The sequence below is a fragment of the Nostoc sp. UIC 10890 genome, assembly GCF_054786515.1.
The window spans coordinates 4,591,321-4,608,394 of record NZ_JBSGKF010000001.1 but is presented as its reverse complement, the minus strand read 5'-3'; the positions used below and the strand labels follow the sequence as shown (position 1 = coordinate 4,608,394).

Below are 17,074 nucleotides of genomic sequence, written 5' to 3'. Positions count from 1 at the left end.
GAACAGGTGAAACGTTAGTCGAAATCAGCAAAGACTAGCAATTGTACTGCCACATAAGTTAACAGCCACCCAACACTGCGACGTTTTGATTAAAATGCAAAGTGCGATCGCTATGGTACTTTACCAGTCTCTGCAAATCAACTTTTGCGAGTTATGGAACTCAAACAGCTAGCGAAAAAACTTGGATTTAGCCGGATTAAACCAGAAAACAAGCAGCACGTTGTTTTAGAAACGCCAATGGAGGAACCTGCTTGGAATTTATTGGCTGCTAATTTACCAGAAAATCTCAAAACGCGCTTTGTGTATTCGCCTGGTAAAGTTACGGTGCGCGGTTTAGGAGTTTTTAAAGCAGATCAGCAATTGCAGAATTTGATTGATGCTTTCGGGAGAATGCAGGGTGCGATTCCAGAGGCGGCTATTGTTTGATAAGTTTTGCTCAAGTTTCTATCAATTAAGAACCAAACCTACAGAGGACAACCAGAGTGAGTATTAATCTTGATTTGCCACCAGAGCTAGAAAACGAGCTTTTTACTGAAGCTTCTCGGCTGAACCTTCCTATTTCTGAATACATTCTTCGGATTCTTTCTGTGAGACAGGTTGTAGCAAATCCTCCCAAGACAGGAGCCGAACTCGTTGCTTATTGGCAGAGCGAAGGTGTGATAAACTCACGACCTGATATTACAGATAGTCAAGCATACGCTCGCAAGTTACGTCATGAGTCCCAAACCCGTGAGCGAGAATAGGTAAAGTTGATGTATTTGCTAGATACCGACGTTTTGATTGATATTCAACGAGGTCATGCTCCTGCAATAACTTGGTTTGCCAGTTTATCAGAGTTGCCCAGTGTGCCCAGCTTTGTAGTCATGGAACTGATTCAGGATTCTCAAAACAAGCAACAATTGAGTAATGCTTTAAAACTGGTTGCGCCGCTACCTGTAGTCTGGGCTACTGAGGCTGACTTGACTCGCGCCTTGTCTGACTTTACGACCTACCATTTATCTCACAGTTTAGGGTTGTTAGATGCGCTGATAGCTGCTTGTGCTGTTGGGCAAGGTGCAACACTTTGTACATTCAATGTGAAACATTACCGTGTTGTTCCCAGTCTTGTTATGGCACAGTCCTACACACGTTAACAGCCAATCAACACTGCGATGTTTTGAATATAAATGCAAGATGTGATGCCTACAGCAAGCTACTGAACGTCTACGTTGTGTAGCTGTGGTTTGATTAGTTGTTTAACTAACAAACTTGTTTAACTAAATAAACTTTGATATACCTATTTTGTTTTTTATTTGTTATGCTTGTTTTGAAAACCAGTATATTTGTTTAGGGGCAAGCTTATGAGTTACGATACTGCCCGTCAACAACACATTAGTTGGTTAAACAAGCAAATAGAAGAGAAAATGTCTGCCCTGACTGAAGCTGAAGTACGTGTATTTCAGCTACAAGCTGACATTGAGTATTTTAAGTTGATATTAAACATACACGAGAAGGCTAATACCGATGCCCTGAATCAAGATACCTCTATAATGCTTAACTCTGATGACAGTTCTAACGGAGAGTCCAACCAAAGTCAAACAAACAACAATACATTTACCGACAATGCCAAATATGGGGTTGGAGATGATAACAAGCGTTCTCCGAAAGAAATGCTACGGACTGAATTTGCAAACAAAACGTTAGCAGAGGTAGCTGAAATTGTTTTGAATAGCCGTAAAGAGGCTCTGACTGCTGATGACATTGCACGAGCGGTATTTATTACAAAGAACAATGATGAGTATGTGCGTGCTAGAAATTCTTTATCTACTGAATTGCGTCGAGGAGCTAGAGAAGGCAGATGGCAACAAATAGGACGTGGTTCTTTCGCTTCAATTCAAGCAGAATATTTGAGCGATAAAAATGTAGTTACTTCACATTTTTTAACCAATGGAAACCGCACAAATTAAGGTTTAGCTACCCGTGTCATCAATCAAAGTTAATCAAATACAAGGAGAATCCCCATGCGTCAACTTGCAGCACAACTTGGTGGCAGAGATAGCCGCTCAGATGACCTACTGCGCCATATAGATCCTGATGGTGCAGAGTACTTTGCAGTTAAAGCCACAGGTCAATCTGGGATGTCTCAGTCTGGACTAGCGAGGTTTGTAGGGGTTCGACAGCCAAGAATCTCAAGATGGGTGAAAAGAGTGCAGCAGGCTGATCCTTTGAACAATTCTTTGCCAGTATGCCTAAAACCATTTGCTGGATACGATCTAACTCTCCCAGGGTACTTTGATTTTGAAAAGCGAAATATTCTGTCAGATGGTTTTTGTGCAGCGATTATTAAGTACTATGCCTCATACTCAAAACAGGTAAACAAAGAAAGTCAAGCCAAAGCTCAACAAACATTGGGTACGATCGAACATCTTGGGATGCGACTTTTCATCCATAAAAAAACTGGATGGAAATCTAGCGATCGCTCTTCATGCCCAGTAGAAACTAACTTTGAGCTAGAATTTGAGGCGCATAGAGTGCGTCTAAGCGTTAGAGAGATTCTACGGCTTGAGGAATATCCTGAACTAAAATCCGCAATTACAGAATACGGTCAAAAGCATCATTGTCTATGTCCGAAGCTTTTTTCCGATACTCATGATGCAATGAACAAGCTTTTGCAAGGTTTAAAGGCAAGAGAGATCCGAGAACAAAACAAATTATCTCGGAATGTATCGCTTCGAGACCACTATGATACTCGTCCGTTGATGGATTACTCAGCCATCAGCCGACTAACAGCTAATCAGATTCGTTATCAAGAGAAGCATCCAGTGGAAGCTGTTCGTATTGCTTTCGAGCTTTTACTCCCTAAACACACACCACAATCAGTACCCATAATTGAGAATGTGTACAGAGCAGATAAGCGACTTAGAAATGTAGGAAACCAGAGAAGGCTTAAGGTAGGAGTTCAACTGTCTTTATTCACTGACGATCTTGCAATTAACCCTCAACTTTTATAATAATTAGTGCGATCGCCTTTGCCTGAGATTCGGTTGATAACAGGAAGCCAAACATTTGTTTATACTCAAACCTAACTACTTCTGCTATGGAGAGCGATCGCAGAAGCAGCTATTTTTTGAACCGTAGCAACATTAATTTGAATAGCCACAGTTAAGAGCAAACAGGTATCGTCGTTAGAATATTCTCACAAACTAGCTCAACAAGTTTATGAAAATTAGAGCAATCATTCATCCAGCAGAAGAAGGCGGTTATTGGGCAGAGGTTCCCGCGCTTCCCGGTTGTATTACCGAAGGAGACACTATAGAAGAAGTAATGGCTAATTTAAAAGATGCTATTGAAGGTTGGCTTGAAGTTGCCAACAGTCGTAATGCAATTGAGTCAACAGATCAAGTTGTTGAAATTGCTGTATGAAATCGATTTCTGGCAAGCAACTTTGTAAGATTGTGGAGCAAAAAGGTTGGGTTTTGCAAAGAATTACTGGCAGTCATCATATTTACGAAAACCCTGAAGCACAAAAAATTCTGTCAATTCCTGTTCATCGTAATCAAGATTTGAAAGTTGGAACCTTGAAAGCCTTGATGAAAATAGCCCAGCTATCTGAAGAAGATTTACTTTAATTTCAAACTACTGTTCTGATTCATCTACTAACTTGCTTGGTTCACCGGGGTAAAAATCATAGTCTACAATCTCTGGCAAACTGTAAGGACACTCTACCGGAAAAGTCCGCTTGGGCAAATCTGTTTCTCCAACAGCTAATTCGACACCTTTAAGGTAGGCTTTGCGAAGTGCTTCTTCAAGGTAGGGTTTGAGGCTAGGATTGTCTTCGAGCAGTTCAGCAATATCTAAGCGTTGAATACGGAGTGTTGCTAACAAGCTACGGCTACGGCGTTGAGACTGGTACTGCCATTTTAATAAATGTCCAATCAACACACTTAGACGGTTTCGCAATTCTTGACGTTGCTGTTTACCCAAAGATTGAATCTCCTCAATCAGATTTTGCAGATCAATCTGACTCCACTGCTCATTACGAAGTAAAGTTACTTGTTCCTGTGTCCAAGCGTAAAAATCAGTTTCGTAGAGGCTTGGTGAAGGCATTGGTATCTTTGGGTTTATTTCAGGTACACCCATTAGGTTAGTTCAACGTTGATGTCTTTACTTTTATTGTAGAACTGTCTCAAATAGAGGCGAGCAATAAGATGCTTAACTGAACTGTATTGGTTTATAGGTAGATATATCACACTATTACGTAGATATATGTAATAGTGTGTTTAACTTGTTTATCAATTGGATGGCTGAATTAGTTATTTATACTTAATATATTCCTACAAAGCCATCACTCGACATTGAGCCTAAAGGCTTGTCTTCCCGACCTCTAGACATTTTTTAATTCGTCAAACTCAGGTTAAATTCAATGAATTCTCTCTCTAAGTAATTGTTCTTCTAAAGCAGCAATACGATTGTATGCTGCTGTTAATTGCGCTGTCAGTCGTTGTATTTGAATTTCTGGTGTTATGTTATCTCCAGCTTGACGATGCATGTCTAGATAAATGCCATCTGTCAATACATCCTTGTGTTCCATTTCTGGATTTAAACTGATACGTCCTTTGAACTGGTAGCCCCCAATCGAGCCATTTTCCTGATAATTATCCTTTGCTTGTGTATTCGCTAGAGAACACTCTGAGAAAGCTTGAGTAACTTTAACATCAAGTTGCTCAATCACTTGGCAGAGGGCATCCAGTTTTTCGCTTAAAGTCAGGATCTGCTGTTGTAATGGCTCCATTTAATACCCTGTATCCGTACATTTTCTCTATGTTATTCAATTTGCTCCCAACCTTAACAATACTTATGGATTATTTAAGTATTGATAATTTTTGGTGGAAATTTTAAATATAAGTAAAGTTTGACCATGAGTACCACTAAGGAAATTTATGGAGAAAAATTAATCTTTAGGTAGTGATTTGCTGACAAACTTGCTAAGTTGAGTAAAATCTTCAAATTTATACGTATTACCAATAAAAAATACTGGTAATTTTCCAACTCTACTTTTCAGCTAATCAGCCTCTGGTAAATCTCTACTTAATCAGGACTTACGCAAACAATAGCTAAAAAGAATGATTTTCAGGTAGGGGTAATTCATGTAGACGCAAAGCGGCTACTCTGACGATAACGCTTTCAGTGTTAGCGCAGCGGTAGCGACGTTCGCGCAGCGTCTCGCAGAGAAGGAGCATCACCCGCAGGGTATTGCCCCAGAGCGCTTATAGTTTTGTGTCACTCCTATTAATATTAGGTATAATCAAAAATTTTAAATCCAAAATCAATGGATCGACGGTCTTTTTTGCTAAGTACAAGTACGCTGGCACTTTCACAACTGCTTTTTGGCTGTGGTGGAAACAAGCAGACACAACTAAAAGTGCAGTTATTAAAAGGTTCTATACCTGGTCAGGTGGTGAATCAGTTCCACAACGGTTTGCAGCAACAGGTGCAGTTAAAGTTTTCCCCAGTCGAGCAGTTACAGGATTTATTTCAGCAATTACAAAATTGGCAGCAGAAACCGAAAAGTACTGATGAGCAGGGATGGAGTCGTTTTATACCCTTTAGGCAAGGTCAAAAAGCAGCTGAGGCAGACCTAGTGACATTGGGAGATTACTGGCTAAAAGCAGCTATTGAGCAGAAATTGATTCAACCACTCCAAGAAGTACAGGGAAACCAATTAAAACAGTGGTCTGCTTTAGATGAAAGGTGGAAGAAATTAGTAACGCGCAACGACCAAGGTAACTTAGATACTCAAGGAAAGGTGTGGGGTGCACCTTACCGCTGGGGTAGCACGGTGATTGTTTATAACCGTGACAAGTTCCGAAATTTGGGATGGACACCCAATGATTGGAGTGATTTGTGGCGAGATGAAATGCAGCAGCGCATTTCCCTACTCAATCAACCACGAGAAGTTATTGGCCTGGTCTTAAAGAAGCTAGGAAAATCCTATAACACAGAGAATCTTGACCAAGTACCAGACTTGGAAAAAGAATTACAGATATTAAATCAACAGGTGAAATTCTACAGTTCCAATCACTATTTGGAACCCCTAATTATGGGAGACACTTGGCTAGCGGTTGGTTGGTCAAGCGATGTACTGCCAGTTTTGGGACGTTATCCGCAACTCGGCGCAGTTATCCCCCAGTCAGGAACAGCAATGTGGGCAGATTTGTGGGTACGTCCGACAGGTATTACTAAGGATACTTTATCAGATCAATGGATTGATTTTTGTTGGCAACCAAGTACAGCTAAACAAATTTCGGTGCTGACCAAAAGTAATTCACCAATTTCTACAAGTATTGCCGCTTCCGATATCCAAGAACCATTATTGAGCATCTTACAGAGCGATCGCAAAGTTTTCGATAAAAGTGAATTTTTACTTCCCTTACCTCCATCAGCAATAAAACAATACGAGTCTTTATTCGCCAAAATTAAGGTTTAATTGGGCATTGGGAATTGGGCATAGTTATTCTCCTTGTCCGTTTCATCGAACTTTGGGGGTTTGAGTCCCCAGCAAGATAGGCAGCACGTTTTGTGTCGGGGTTAAATCCCCGTTACAAAACATAATTGCGAATTGTTTCATCTCTCCCAGTCCCCAGTCCCCAGTCCCTAGTCCCCAATCCCTACAAAGAATGCTGTAACCCTATCTTGCTCTTAAGATTTGTTTGGATACTGCATAAAGCTGGACTTGTACTAAAGTTACAGGTGTAGGTTGCCAAGGGTTCTTTTTGATAGTTAAATACCCTGACGTTGTAACCAAAATTCCGTGCAGCGCTACCCAAGCGATTTACGAAGTCGTAGCGCTCCACATACTCTAGTAAGCTCCAAATTTGCTGATTCACGATCAAGTCTACTCGTGCAGGTTCTTTGTTATAAGCTGGATATGCTATCCAATTATCCAATAGCTTTTTCTCAGAGTTTTGTTGTGCCCACCATAAGCTAGGAACGGTTAATTGTACTGGGTTAATGGTGTTAGCTGTAATTACATAGTCTTTTGGCTTGGTTAATAAATCTAGTTCCAGAGGCGCACTAGAAGGTGACGGTATTGAGGAAGTTTGCGCTAGTGAGGGCGGGACTAATAAAGCTGAGAGGGTAATGGTTAGTAGTAATGAAAACGATATCTGGCGTTGGCGCAGCCCGCCGCAGGCATCGCACAATTTAGGTATATGCATAGCTGATACTCATTCGTAATTCGTAATTCGTAATTCGTAATTAAGGCACAAGTCAAAATTCGTACAAATTAAAGTTTAATGGCAACTATACGAATTCTTCGATAGTCTGCTGTCCAATTTCCCTGTTGATACAGTGTTGGCTTAAGATATTCCTCGATGACGCGAATTACTTGTATTTGTTGCTCATCAGAAAGTCCTGCTAAAAAACTGCTGGCGAACATCCGAAGCCAGTTTGCCATACCAGGTTCTCCTTCTGCTAATGGAGTTGGACGAGCAAACAGAGTGCTATAGATGACATCAAAGCCTTGCTGTTCTAATAGGGTGGCGTATTCACCAATACTAGGGAAATACCAAGGATTTAGGGCTTGTGCAGGGATATTAATTGCTTCTAAGGCGTTAGATAAAGCTGTGGCGATCGCTTGCACATTTCCCTTACCCCCAAATTCTGCGATAAAACGCCCTCCAGGTTTTAGGGATTGATGCACAGAAGCGATCGCGCTATCTGCTTCTTTCACCCAATGTAATACAGCGTTGGAAAACACCGCATCCAATGGCTTGTCTATTTGAAAGTTCCTAGCATCAGCAACATCAAAGCGGATATGGGGATAGTTTTGTCTGGCCTTTTCGATCATCGCGGGTGCAAAATCAACTCCCATGACTTCAGCACCAGCTTGGGCAATTTTTTCTGTAAGTTGTCCCGTACCACAGCCTAGATCCAATATGGATTCTCCTGGCTGAGGGTTGAGGAATTTTAGCAAGTCCTCACCATACTGCCAGACAAAGGCGTGTTTATCTTGGTAAAGAGCAGCATCCCAAGAATTTTTAGGTATTGAAAGATTATTCATAAGTAGTGAAATTACAGTGTGTTGATTTGCCGATTGATGGCTGGCTGATCCTCACAATAAAAAAGATTTTTAATTATGTCCAATATATATTTTCACCTTAACTAATATTTTAAAGATATGAGTTTAGGAAACTGATGGAACTACGACACTTGCGCTACTTTGTCACCTTGGCCGAAGAATTGCACTTTGGACGGGCGGCGGAACGATTACACATTGCCCAACCTCCCCTAAGTCAACAAATTCGGCAGCTAGAAGAAGAATTAGGTTTTGAACTGTTTCACCGCACGAAACGAAAAGTACAGTTAACAGAAGCTGGGCAAGTGTTTTTGGGTGAAGTGCAGCAAATTATGAGGCAATTACAACAGGCAATCGAAATCGGGCGGCAAACTAGTCGCGGTGAAATTGGACAGTTGGTGGTCGGCTTTGTCAGTTCTGCGGCGTATAATATTTTGCCTATTATTTTGCGAACCTTTCGTAGTTGCGTTCCTGGTGTGAGCATTGAGTTGCATGAACTCACTACAGATCAGCAGTTAGATTGGTTACGAGAAAGTCGAATGGATGTTGGATTATTGCGTCCACCTGTTGAAGAAAATAGATTTAGCTGCGAAACAATTTTTCAAGAGTCGCTGATGGTGGCACTACCGGAAGCGCATTTGCTAGCGAATCAATCTAATGTGTGTTTAACAGCCCTTGCCAATGAACCGTTTATTTTATTTCCCAGGATATTAGCACCAGGACTTTACGACTTAATCATTAGTCTCTGCCAGCAAGCAGGCTTTAGTCCCAAGGTTGCCCAAGAAGCTATCCAGATGCAAACGATTGTTAGCCTAGTAGCAGCCGAGATGGGTGTGGCGATCGTGCCTGCATCTTTACAAAACCTGCAACGGACTGGGGTAGTTTATAAAACTTTAGAAGAAGTTACCCCAAAAGTAGCCATTGCAATGATTTGGCGAAAAAATGAGACATCGCCAACTGTGTTAAGGCTTGTGGAAATAGTTAGACAAGCTGCCCAGCAGTGGTAAATGTAACAGTTACAACCTAAGTGTTAACCTGATTTTTTATAGTATTTGGAAAAGGTCTTTTTAAGGTTTTTCCAAATGCGATCGCCTGCACTCGGCACAGGTTCAAGTCATTTCGGGTCAAGTGAGTAATACCAAGTTTGCTAAACTCTGAATCATCAGCAGGAGTAAGTGTAATGTTTCAAGCCTTACCAAAAACGATCGCTTTTGAATAATTCCTCAATTGGAAGCCAGACGGCGGATGCTATGAACTACACGACGGGGTAATTGTTGAAATGCAGCCAGTAGGCGATCGTGAAGAGATTAATGGTTTTTTAGCTGGCGAAGTAACTTTAGAGTTCAAACGATTAAAACTTCCATACCTCATACCCAAGCAAGCACTAGTTAAGATTCCTGACAAAGAATCAGGTTATTCGCCTGATGTGATAGTGATAAATCAAAATAATCTTTCAGCAGAACCGATGTGGAAAAAGTCTTCAACGGTTACTCAAGCTGCATCGGTTCCCCTAGTTATTGAAGTCGTCAGCACTAATTGGAGGGATGATTATGCATCTAAGCTGGTTGACTATGAAACTTTTGGCGTTCCTGAATACTGGATTGTTGACTATTTAGCTTTAGGTGGTAGAAGGTACATAGGTAATCCCAAACAACCGACTATTTCGGTTTATTATTTGGTGGACGGTGAATATCAAGTTAATCTGTTTCGGGGAAATGACTGCATCATATCCCCTACATTCCCAGAATTAAACTTGACCGCCGAACAGATTTTTCAAGCTGGGCGATCAGAAAATCAATTATGATCGCAGTGCTGACACTCCCATCGGGCCACGAGTTACGCCTAATTGATTTTGCAACTTCAACTCTCGCCATAGTTGGGAACCTGTAATCTCACCTTGCAATAATTGACTATAACAATGTATTGTTTTACTCACTTGCTCTGGTGTTTCATTCACAAATTCGATGCGAAAGTGTCGTAACCCCAGTTCTATAAGACGCTGTACGTACTCGGCTCCCGTTTGAGCAGTACCGTTAAATACAGTATTGCGGCAACCTACATCTGCTTTGAGAACGTGTTCGCTACCTACACGGTCTTTTAATTTCACTTCCTGCTTTTCACAGGGTCGTCCACAGTTTGTATAGTCAGTACCCGTTGATAGAAAGGCACAGAAAACACAATGTTCCATGTGGAACATAGGCATGTGTTGATGGATTGTCACCTCAAACCACTGGGGTGGACAACTGGTAAGTAGGTCTTGCAGTTGGGTAATATTCAGGTCGTATGATGCCGTCAGCCGTTCTAAACCAAAGCGTTGCTGAAAGTAGTCTGCTGTTAAGGGATTCGCAACGTTGAGCGAAAAATCTCCAATGCAACGGTCTGCTGCAAAGAATTGCAATTGGTCATAGTTCCGCACCAGATAGCCATCTGCTTCACAGGCGCGTACCTGCTGCAAAATCCAATTTTCGCCCGGTTTGGTAATTCGGGGAGGTGCAACCCAGATGGTGGGGATTGGGTATTGTTGTCTTGGTTGGCGTACTAGCTGTACTGCTTCTCGGTAGGCACGGGGGTCTTCAAATTCACAGTACAGTGTTTCAACACCAGCTTTGAGGGCGGCTTGGAGTTGCTTGAGGTTTCGTACTAGGACAATGAGTGAGGGGGATGTAGCTTTAGCTTCCCGCAGGGTGGGGGATAGGAAAGATGAGGAGGGAAGTAGGTCTTGGAAAGAGACATCAGAATGTAATTGCCAGCGTTTGGGATGACTTCGCAATTCTTCCAACTGTGCTACGATTTCCCGCCGCATCCGGTTTAATTCACTTACGGGTAGCATAATAGAACCGCTGAGGTGGTTGGTTAGCTGTCCCAAACAGAAAGGGGTGTTACCCAAACGACCGAATTGTTCTTTTAAACGGTCTGTATCTAGGGGTTTGGTGTGCGCTTCAACTAGTGAAATTGCGGACTCTACCTGTATAATATTACCGAGTTGATCACGAGCGATCGCAATCAACGCCTGACCAATTTCTCCATAAACCTCTACATCAATCGGACGCTGAAATTGTGGGTTCTTACCAGCAAAACTTTGACGTAGTTGCTTATCTAATTCTGGATCATTGGTTTTCCAAATGCGATCGCCTATATGCACTCGGCGTAGGTTCAAGTCATTTCGCCCAAAGGACAGCATGGTTTCATTACCTTTGGATACCACAGCATAAACCCGGCCACCTTCTTCCTTCGCTTCTGGATGACCGCAGTCAAACACAATTCCATCCCCTGGTTTTACAGGCGCTTCCAGTTTGACTGTTACCTGTTCGTTGTGAATGCGGCTGACTTCACCTAAATAAACCCCACGTTTTTTACCAAAGCGGGCGTGAACTAGTTCCTGATTATTAATCCCGCCAAACCAACCCGTGTAGAGTCCACGAGAAAATGCCATCTCTAGGTTGTAGTGTTCTTGATCTGATTGACCTCTCCCCCAACCCCTCTCCGTTTCGGAGAGGGGAGTTTTTATTCCCCCTTCCCTTGTAGGGAAGGGGGTTAGGGGGTTAGGTCTTTCCAATTCCGCCATCACCCGATCCAAAGCTTGCCGATAAACACGGGTGACATTGGCAACATACTCTGGAGCTTTCAAACGACCTTCAATCTTGAGACAAGTTACTCCTGATTTCACCAAATCTGGCAAAACATCCAACCCTGCTAGGTCTTGAGGACTGAGTAAATATTTGCGTTCTTTTAAATTTACAACTTCCCCATCGGCGATTAAATCGTAGGGCATCCGGCAAGCTTGGGCACATTCACCTCGGTTAGCAGAACGTCCGCCTAAAGCCTCACTAGTCAAACACTGACCGGAATACGCCACACACAAAGCACCGTGAACAAAGACTTCCAAGGGCAGCGACGTTTCTTGTAGGGCAATCTGCTGCTGAATTTTATTGATTTCCTGAAGAGAACATTCACGCGCCAACACCACTAATTGACAACCAAGGGATTTAGCAAATTCCACCCCAGCGGCACTGGTGATGGTCATTTGCGTGGAAGCATGGATGGGAAAATCAGGTGAGAGGTGGCGGATGAGACGGCATATACCAATATCTTGGACAATCACCGCATCTACACCTGCGGCAATAATTGTGCGGAGATATTGCTGTGCTTCTGCTAGTTCTTTGGGAAATATTAGTGTGTTGACAGTGACATAACCCTTTACGCCGCGATGATGCAGAAATGTCATCAATTGAGGTAAGTCCGCCTCAGTAAAATTTTCTGCCCGCATTCTGGCGTTGAAGCGATCCAAACCAAAGTAAATCGCATCTGCCCCATTTTCCACAGCAGCTTTAGCACATTCCCAATTACCTGCTGGCGCGAGTAGTTCAGGACGTTGAGGGGAGGTTTGGGAGAAAGGGCGATCGCTTTTCATCAGATTTGGGGTTAAGTAGCACCATAGTGATTTTATCGAAGTTATTGGAGGATGGTGCGATGTCTAACGACAAGCCGCTTTGCGTCTACACTATCTCCTCCGTAGCAATTTAATTCCTCTTTAGAGAGGACAAAAACAGGATGTGATGCTCAAAATAAATATTGTGTATATATTGCACACTAAGAATAACTACGCTGAAGGCGGAAATTAACTATGTTGAAAGAATCTAAAAATTTAGTGCTATCTGATCGTGACAGAGATTTGTTTATGTCAATAATGCAAAATCCGCCAGAACTGAAAGGAAAACTTAAATCTGCTATTCACAAATATAGACAGAAGTATGACAAGGGATTGAAGGCTGGTAAAGCTTAGACGTGTAAGTTAGGCGATCGCTCTTTTGTATAGAAGGAATGATACAACAAGATTAGTCCTGGGAATACTGAGATTAAGTCTATTTTGACAACAATTATGGTTAATCCTTTTACTCAGCGACCAGAACCACATTTGTTTAAGGGAGGAGATGCCTCAGAATATGAGGTAATTGAAGGTGAAGCAGGTACTTGGGGTACCCGCCATAGAGCGAGTGGAAAGACAATTCAATCCGTTAGACCAGCTATTGATATGTTTAACATTGCTAATCTGGGATTAAATATACTCAATCTTGGTGTAGGTCTTTACAATTCTGTTCAACTTCACAAGGTCAAAAATAAATTAGACCGGAATCAAGATCAAATTCAATCATGTGTTGAAAAGTTAGACAGAAATAATGAACAAGTTCAAGTAGTCTCAGATAAATTGGACAGAAATCATGAACATATTCAAACTTATTTGAACAATATTAAAAATGCTCTTACTGTTCAACACCGCACTCTTGAGTTATTAGTTTGTAATCAGTCTAAATTAGCACAGCAAATGAATATTCTCCGTGAGGAGATGCGTACAGGTTTTCAAAATATTGTAGAAGAAGTTAAAGATTTAGAAGCTCGTAGCCGTAGAGATGAGTTTCAGACTCGAACTTTTCTACTACTCAAAACCTATGAACGATTTACCTATACACTGCCTAAGTTACTAGAAGCAGATCCCCTTATTCAAAGAGCCGAGGAATTAGAAGCTTGGCTGCGAACTCAACTTAATCGTATTGATCTAGGCAAACCGGAAAGATTACCACTAATGGTAGCCCTTGCCTTTAGTGTCAGAGCAAAAGCTGATGCCTTTGAAGCTAAAGGAGGAGATTACACAAATTTTGCTACTAAAGATATTGGTCTACTAATAAATCAACTGCGTGATGAAGCTCGTGCATTCTGTGAGGGACGCAGTTTATATACTCTTGGAGTAGAAATGCCAGAAATACTCTACCAGTATGCCTTTTTGAATCGAAGTCTTTGTAAAGGGTATGAATTTCAGAAAAAAGTTAAGCAAGTTGATTGTGAATTTATTTTTTCAGAGGAGGAGTTGAAATGGGATGATGGAATGCAGGAATTAAGAGAATTATTTAGACCCAACATTGAATATACTGAATTTTTGGGTGGAAACCAAGATATTAAGCTAAATACTATGGCAGACTACGATTGGTACATAGGTTTTGCAAATCAAGATAGATTAACTTTCAACGTTCATTCTCATCCCTCGATAAAACTTTCTCATATTCTCCAAAGGATAGGTCATCCAGAACCTCAGACTGGGGGGATTGGAAAAACTAAACTCAATACTCTTATGGCTTTTGCTCTGCCTGAAACAATAAATAATATTTCTCAGCTTATAAAAAAGGAGTTTGAGTTGGAAAGTTTTCCAAAACTTCGTGGTTTAAAGAATTTGGATATACAAAAATAATCAGTGATCGCTTAAGGTGTTTAAAGGACTTAGGTGATAGCACTTTACCCCAATCCCTCAACATCAGCACTTTTCCCTTCCGACTCAACAGGTTCAAACTTTACCTTGTTGTATAAATCCTGTAGAGAAATCTCAAATGGTACAGTTACAAGTGCGATCGCTTCATCTTCTTCATCATATTCACGAAGCGACCATTGCTTTTTCCCAATTTTGGAAAATTGATCTACATGAATCCGAGTTTGGTCAATTAATAGATATTCTTGAAACGTAGAAATAGTTCGGTAAGCCTGAAATTGATCTTCGCGTTCGCATAGCGTCTCCGCAGGAGAATCGTACCCTTTGGTAGATTTTGATAAAATCTCAACAATGATTTGTGGGTTCAGAATTATATCCTTTCGGTTGTTAAAAAACTCTGGTTCACCTGCCAGAATCATTACATCTGGATATGTGTAGGTAAGCTTTTGGGGTATCCATAGACGAACATCACCCATAAATACTCGGTAGTTCTGCTTTTTAAAAGCAAAATTCAACTCAGTACTTAAATTAAGTGCTATTTGATTATGATTTATTGTTCCACCCGCCATAGGAATTATTTGCCCATCAATATATTCACTTTTGTAGTCAGCAGCTTCTTCTAGCTCTAAATATTCCTCTGGGGTATAGTATCGCTGTTTTGTGATTTGCATAATTTTATCAGGTAGCAATGTTTAACGATACGGAGCGTCTAGTGACCCATATTTACTGAACAGTTTAACGTGGTTAGATAGAGATGTTGCTTTGTACAAAGTGAGCATAGACGCAGTGCAACCTAGGCATCGCATCCTATTGATAACCAGCGGCTTGTAACAGAAACAACTTGGCATAACGTTCTCCTAGCTGTAACAACTCTTCGTGAGTTCCCTGTTCTATAACTTCGCCGTTTTCTATAACTACGATTTTGTCAGCCATTCTTACCGTTGAGAAGCGATGGGAAATCAAAAGTACCATCTGATTTTGAGTAATAGCGCGAAAATGATTGAAAATCTCAAACTCAGCTTGAGCATCTATTGCTGATGTTGGTTCATCCAATACCAAGATATCTGCTTGCGATCGCATAAATGCACGAGACAAGGCAATTTTCTGCCACTGTCCCCCAGAAAGTTCCTGTCCTCCCTTAAACCAACGGCCAAGCTGAGTCTGAAAGCTTTGGGGTAATTGGTCAATAAAAGATTGGGACATGCCTTTTTCAGCAGCAGTTTGCCAACGGGTTTTGTTTTCGAGATGTTCTACATCACCCACGCCAATATTCTCACCCACAGTAAATTGATAGCGGACAAAGTTCTGAAAAATTACCCCAATCCGACGACGTAGCACATCCACATCCCATTCCTGTAAGTCCAAGCCATCTAAGAAAATTCGCCCAGAGTCCGGCGTGTAGAGTCGGGTAAGTAGTTTGATTAAGGTAGTTTTACCAGAACCGTTTTCACCGACGATTGCCAGTTTCTCTCTGGGTTTCAAGTGCAGCGAAATGTTTGTCAAGGCTGGCTTGGAACTTCCTGGATAAGTAAATGATACGTTCTCAAAACGAATACCATCTTGAGGATTTAAACCAATGGTTGCATTACCCCAAGATTTTGGTACTTCCTCTTCGAGGAAATCATAGAGATTTGATAGATATAGGTTGTCCTCATACATCCCTCCAATAGAAGTGAGGGCATTGGAGAAAGTAGACTGTCCTTGGCGAAACACAGTGAGATACATTGTCATATCTCCCAAGGAAATCTTACCTAGCACCGTTTCCAGTACAATCCAAGCATAAGCTAGGTAAAAAGCACCAGTACTAACTAAACTCAGCAGATACCCCCAAAACCCTCGCCGCAGAGTTAAATCGCGGTCTTCGCCATAAAGTTGCTCGAACAGGTTACGGTAACGTCCTAGCAACATCTCTCCCAACTGGTAGAGTTTGACTTCTGTGACAAAATCTTCTCTTGCTATGAGATTTTCTAAATAGTGCTGTTGACGAGTTTCTGCTGCACGCCAACTAAATAAGCGAAAGCCTTCCCCAGCAAATTTCGTTTCGGCAATAAATACAGGTATGGCAGCCAAAACCAGTACCACCACCGCCCAAACTGAGAAATTTACTAGCAAAATACCGTAGGTGAACAGAGAAAGAGCATTTTGTACCAACCCAAAGGTGCGGTTTACTAGGGAAAGGGGACGAACTGATGCTTCTCTTCGAGCATTGGTCAATTTGTCATAAAACTCTGAGTCTTCAAACTGCCTAAGATCCAGTGTCAGCGCCTTTTCTAAGATGAGTACATTTACTCGTTGGCCCATTAGCGCCCGCAATAATGACTGACAAATGATGATTCCTCGCTGACTGCCTGCTAGTAGAATTACAGCGATCGCTTCCAATCCTACATAAAATAGGGAGGGATAGATATTGACAGAAGCATTGCTGTCTGAGTTAACTTGAGATGCAAATACCACTGCATCAACAATTAACTTGCTTATGTAAGATATCGCTGCCGGTAAAAGACCAGCCACTAAAGTTAAACTCGCCAGAAAAATAGTCAGCGATCGGCTAGTAGTCCATACCAAGCTGACAGCCCGTCCACTGTACCGGAAAACCGTCAGTGATTGACGTAGGATATTTCTTTTTTTTTAAATTTCATCTTTACTTTCCGCGAGATACCCCAGCTTGGGCGGATCTTCCTAACTCTATTTAATCTTTATAAATTTTACCAATAAAGAACTCAGAATTCGGGAGCCAGAATAACGAGTGTGTGACTGGATGG

Annotated in this window: 17 protein-coding genes and 2 pseudogenes; 12 read left to right on the top strand and 7 right to left on the bottom strand. The window is 41.6% G+C overall.

Annotated elements, in window-relative coordinates:
• Positions 1 to 105: 105 nt before the first annotated feature.
• The 7 genes and pseudogenes from ACWATR_RS19095 to ACWATR_RS19065 all read left to right on the top strand — a co-directional run.
• Positions 106 to 426: pseudogene (locus ACWATR_RS19095) on the top strand (TRCF domain-containing protein); the annotation flags it as partial.
• A 56-nt stretch (positions 427 to 482) separates the two neighbouring features.
• Positions 483 to 743, top strand: a complete 261-nt coding sequence (locus tag ACWATR_RS19090) for a hypothetical protein (protein ID WP_460335673.1) — start codon at positions 483 to 485, stop codon at positions 741 to 743.
• A gap of 9 nt (positions 744 to 752) precedes the next feature.
• Positions 753 to 1,133 (top strand): PIN domain-containing protein, encoded by a 381-nt coding sequence (locus tag ACWATR_RS19085; RefSeq protein ID WP_460335670.1) that lies wholly within the window; start codon positions 753 to 755, stop codon positions 1,131 to 1,133.
• A 207-nt stretch (positions 1,134 to 1,340) separates the two neighbouring features.
• Complete coding sequence (locus ACWATR_RS19080) at positions 1,341 to 1,946, top strand: hypothetical protein (RefSeq protein WP_460335667.1); 606 nt, start codon at positions 1,341 to 1,343, stop codon at positions 1,944 to 1,946.
• 54 nt (positions 1,947 to 2,000) lie between these two features.
• Positions 2,001 to 2,990 (top strand): hypothetical protein, encoded by a 990-nt coding sequence (locus ACWATR_RS19075; protein ID WP_460335664.1) that lies wholly within the window; start codon positions 2,001 to 2,003, stop codon positions 2,988 to 2,990.
• 208 nt (positions 2,991 to 3,198) lie between these two features.
• Positions 3,199 to 3,402 (top strand): type II toxin-antitoxin system HicB family antitoxin, encoded by a 204-nt coding sequence (locus ACWATR_RS19070; RefSeq protein ID WP_104908349.1) that lies wholly within the window; start codon positions 3,199 to 3,201, stop codon positions 3,400 to 3,402.
• Positions 3,399 to 3,608, top strand: a complete 210-nt coding sequence (locus tag ACWATR_RS19065; RefSeq protein WP_460335659.1) for a type II toxin-antitoxin system HicA family toxin — start codon at positions 3,399 to 3,401, stop codon at positions 3,606 to 3,608. Before ACWATR_RS19070 ends, ACWATR_RS19065 begins: the two co-directional genes overlap by 4 nt.
• A 7-nt stretch (positions 3,609 to 3,615) precedes the next feature.
• Here ACWATR_RS19065 and ACWATR_RS19060 read toward each other — a convergent pair whose 3' ends face one another.
• Both ACWATR_RS19060 and ACWATR_RS19055 read right to left on the bottom strand, forming a co-directional pair.
• Positions 3,616 to 4,086 carry a DUF29 domain-containing protein gene (locus ACWATR_RS19060; protein WP_460335656.1) on the bottom strand — a complete coding sequence of 157 codons (471 nt, stop codon included), beginning with the start codon at positions 4,084 to 4,086 and terminating at the stop codon, positions 3,616 to 3,618.
• Between the two features lie 313 nt (positions 4,087 to 4,399).
• Complete coding sequence (locus ACWATR_RS19055; RefSeq protein ID WP_420759781.1) at positions 4,400 to 4,771, bottom strand: hypothetical protein; 372 nt, start codon at positions 4,769 to 4,771, stop codon at positions 4,400 to 4,402.
• Between the two features lie 537 nt (positions 4,772 to 5,308).
• Here ACWATR_RS19055 and ACWATR_RS19050 point away from each other — a divergent pair.
• The gene (locus tag ACWATR_RS19050; RefSeq protein WP_460335652.1) at positions 5,309 to 6,466 is read left to right on the top strand and encodes an extracellular solute-binding protein; all 1,158 of its coding nucleotides are present in this window, start codon (positions 5,309 to 5,311) and stop codon (positions 6,464 to 6,466) included.
• Between the two features lie 181 nt (positions 6,467 to 6,647).
• Here the strand turns inward: ACWATR_RS19050 and ACWATR_RS19045 are convergent, their stop codons facing one another.
• Together ACWATR_RS19045 and ACWATR_RS19040 are read right to left on the bottom strand one after the other, a co-directional pair.
• Positions 6,648 to 7,196, bottom strand: coding sequence for a hypothetical protein (locus ACWATR_RS19045; protein ID WP_460335649.1), 549 nt, complete (start codon positions 7,194 to 7,196; stop codon positions 6,648 to 6,650).
• A gap of 68 nt (positions 7,197 to 7,264) precedes the next feature.
• On the bottom strand, positions 7,265 to 8,041 hold the full coding sequence (locus tag ACWATR_RS19040) for a class I SAM-dependent methyltransferase (RefSeq protein ID WP_460335646.1): 777 nt from the start codon (positions 8,039 to 8,041) through the stop codon (positions 7,265 to 7,267).
• A gap of 134 nt (positions 8,042 to 8,175) precedes the next feature.
• On the opposite strand from ACWATR_RS19040, the gene ACWATR_RS19035 reads away from it, so the two are divergent.
• Positions 8,176 to 9,063 carry a LysR family transcriptional regulator gene (locus ACWATR_RS19035; protein WP_460335643.1) on the top strand — a complete coding sequence of 296 codons (888 nt, stop codon included), beginning with the start codon at positions 8,176 to 8,178 and terminating at the stop codon, positions 9,061 to 9,063.
• A 173-nt stretch (positions 9,064 to 9,236) separates the two neighbouring features.
• Positions 9,237 to 9,860 (top strand): annotated as a pseudogene (locus ACWATR_RS19030) (Uma2 family endonuclease).
• Here the strand turns inward: ACWATR_RS19030 and ACWATR_RS19025 are convergent.
• Positions 9,855 to 12,467 (bottom strand): U32 family peptidase, encoded by a 2,613-nt coding sequence (locus tag ACWATR_RS19025; protein WP_460335640.1) that lies wholly within the window; start codon positions 12,465 to 12,467, stop codon positions 9,855 to 9,857. The pseudogene ACWATR_RS19030 and the gene ACWATR_RS19025 overlap by 6 nt on opposite strands.
• A 213-nt stretch (positions 12,468 to 12,680) precedes the next feature.
• Between ACWATR_RS19025 and ACWATR_RS19020 the strand changes: the two genes are divergently transcribed.
• Both ACWATR_RS19020 and ACWATR_RS19015 read left to right on the top strand, forming a co-directional pair.
• A complete protein-coding gene (locus ACWATR_RS19020; RefSeq protein WP_460335637.1) occupies positions 12,681 to 12,839 on the top strand; it encodes a type II toxin-antitoxin system TacA family antitoxin in 159 nt (52 codons plus the stop codon).
• A gap of 96 nt (positions 12,840 to 12,935) precedes the next feature.
• Positions 12,936 to 14,297 carry a hypothetical protein gene (locus ACWATR_RS19015; protein WP_460335634.1) on the top strand — a complete coding sequence of 454 codons (1,362 nt, stop codon included), beginning with the start codon at positions 12,936 to 12,938 and terminating at the stop codon, positions 14,295 to 14,297.
• A gap of 44 nt (positions 14,298 to 14,341) precedes the next feature.
• Here ACWATR_RS19015 and ACWATR_RS19010 read toward each other — a convergent pair whose 3' ends face one another.
• Together ACWATR_RS19010 and ACWATR_RS19005 are read right to left on the bottom strand one after the other, a co-directional pair.
• A complete protein-coding gene (locus tag ACWATR_RS19010) occupies positions 14,342 to 14,983 on the bottom strand; it encodes a Uma2 family endonuclease (protein WP_460335630.1) in 642 nt (213 codons plus the stop codon).
• 136 nt (positions 14,984 to 15,119) lie between these two features.
• Positions 15,120 to 16,928 carry an ABC transporter ATP-binding protein gene (locus ACWATR_RS19005; RefSeq protein WP_460340523.1) on the bottom strand — a complete coding sequence of 603 codons (1,809 nt, stop codon included), beginning with the start codon at positions 16,926 to 16,928 and terminating at the stop codon, positions 15,120 to 15,122.
• Between the last annotated feature and the right edge of the window lie 146 nt (positions 16,929 to 17,074).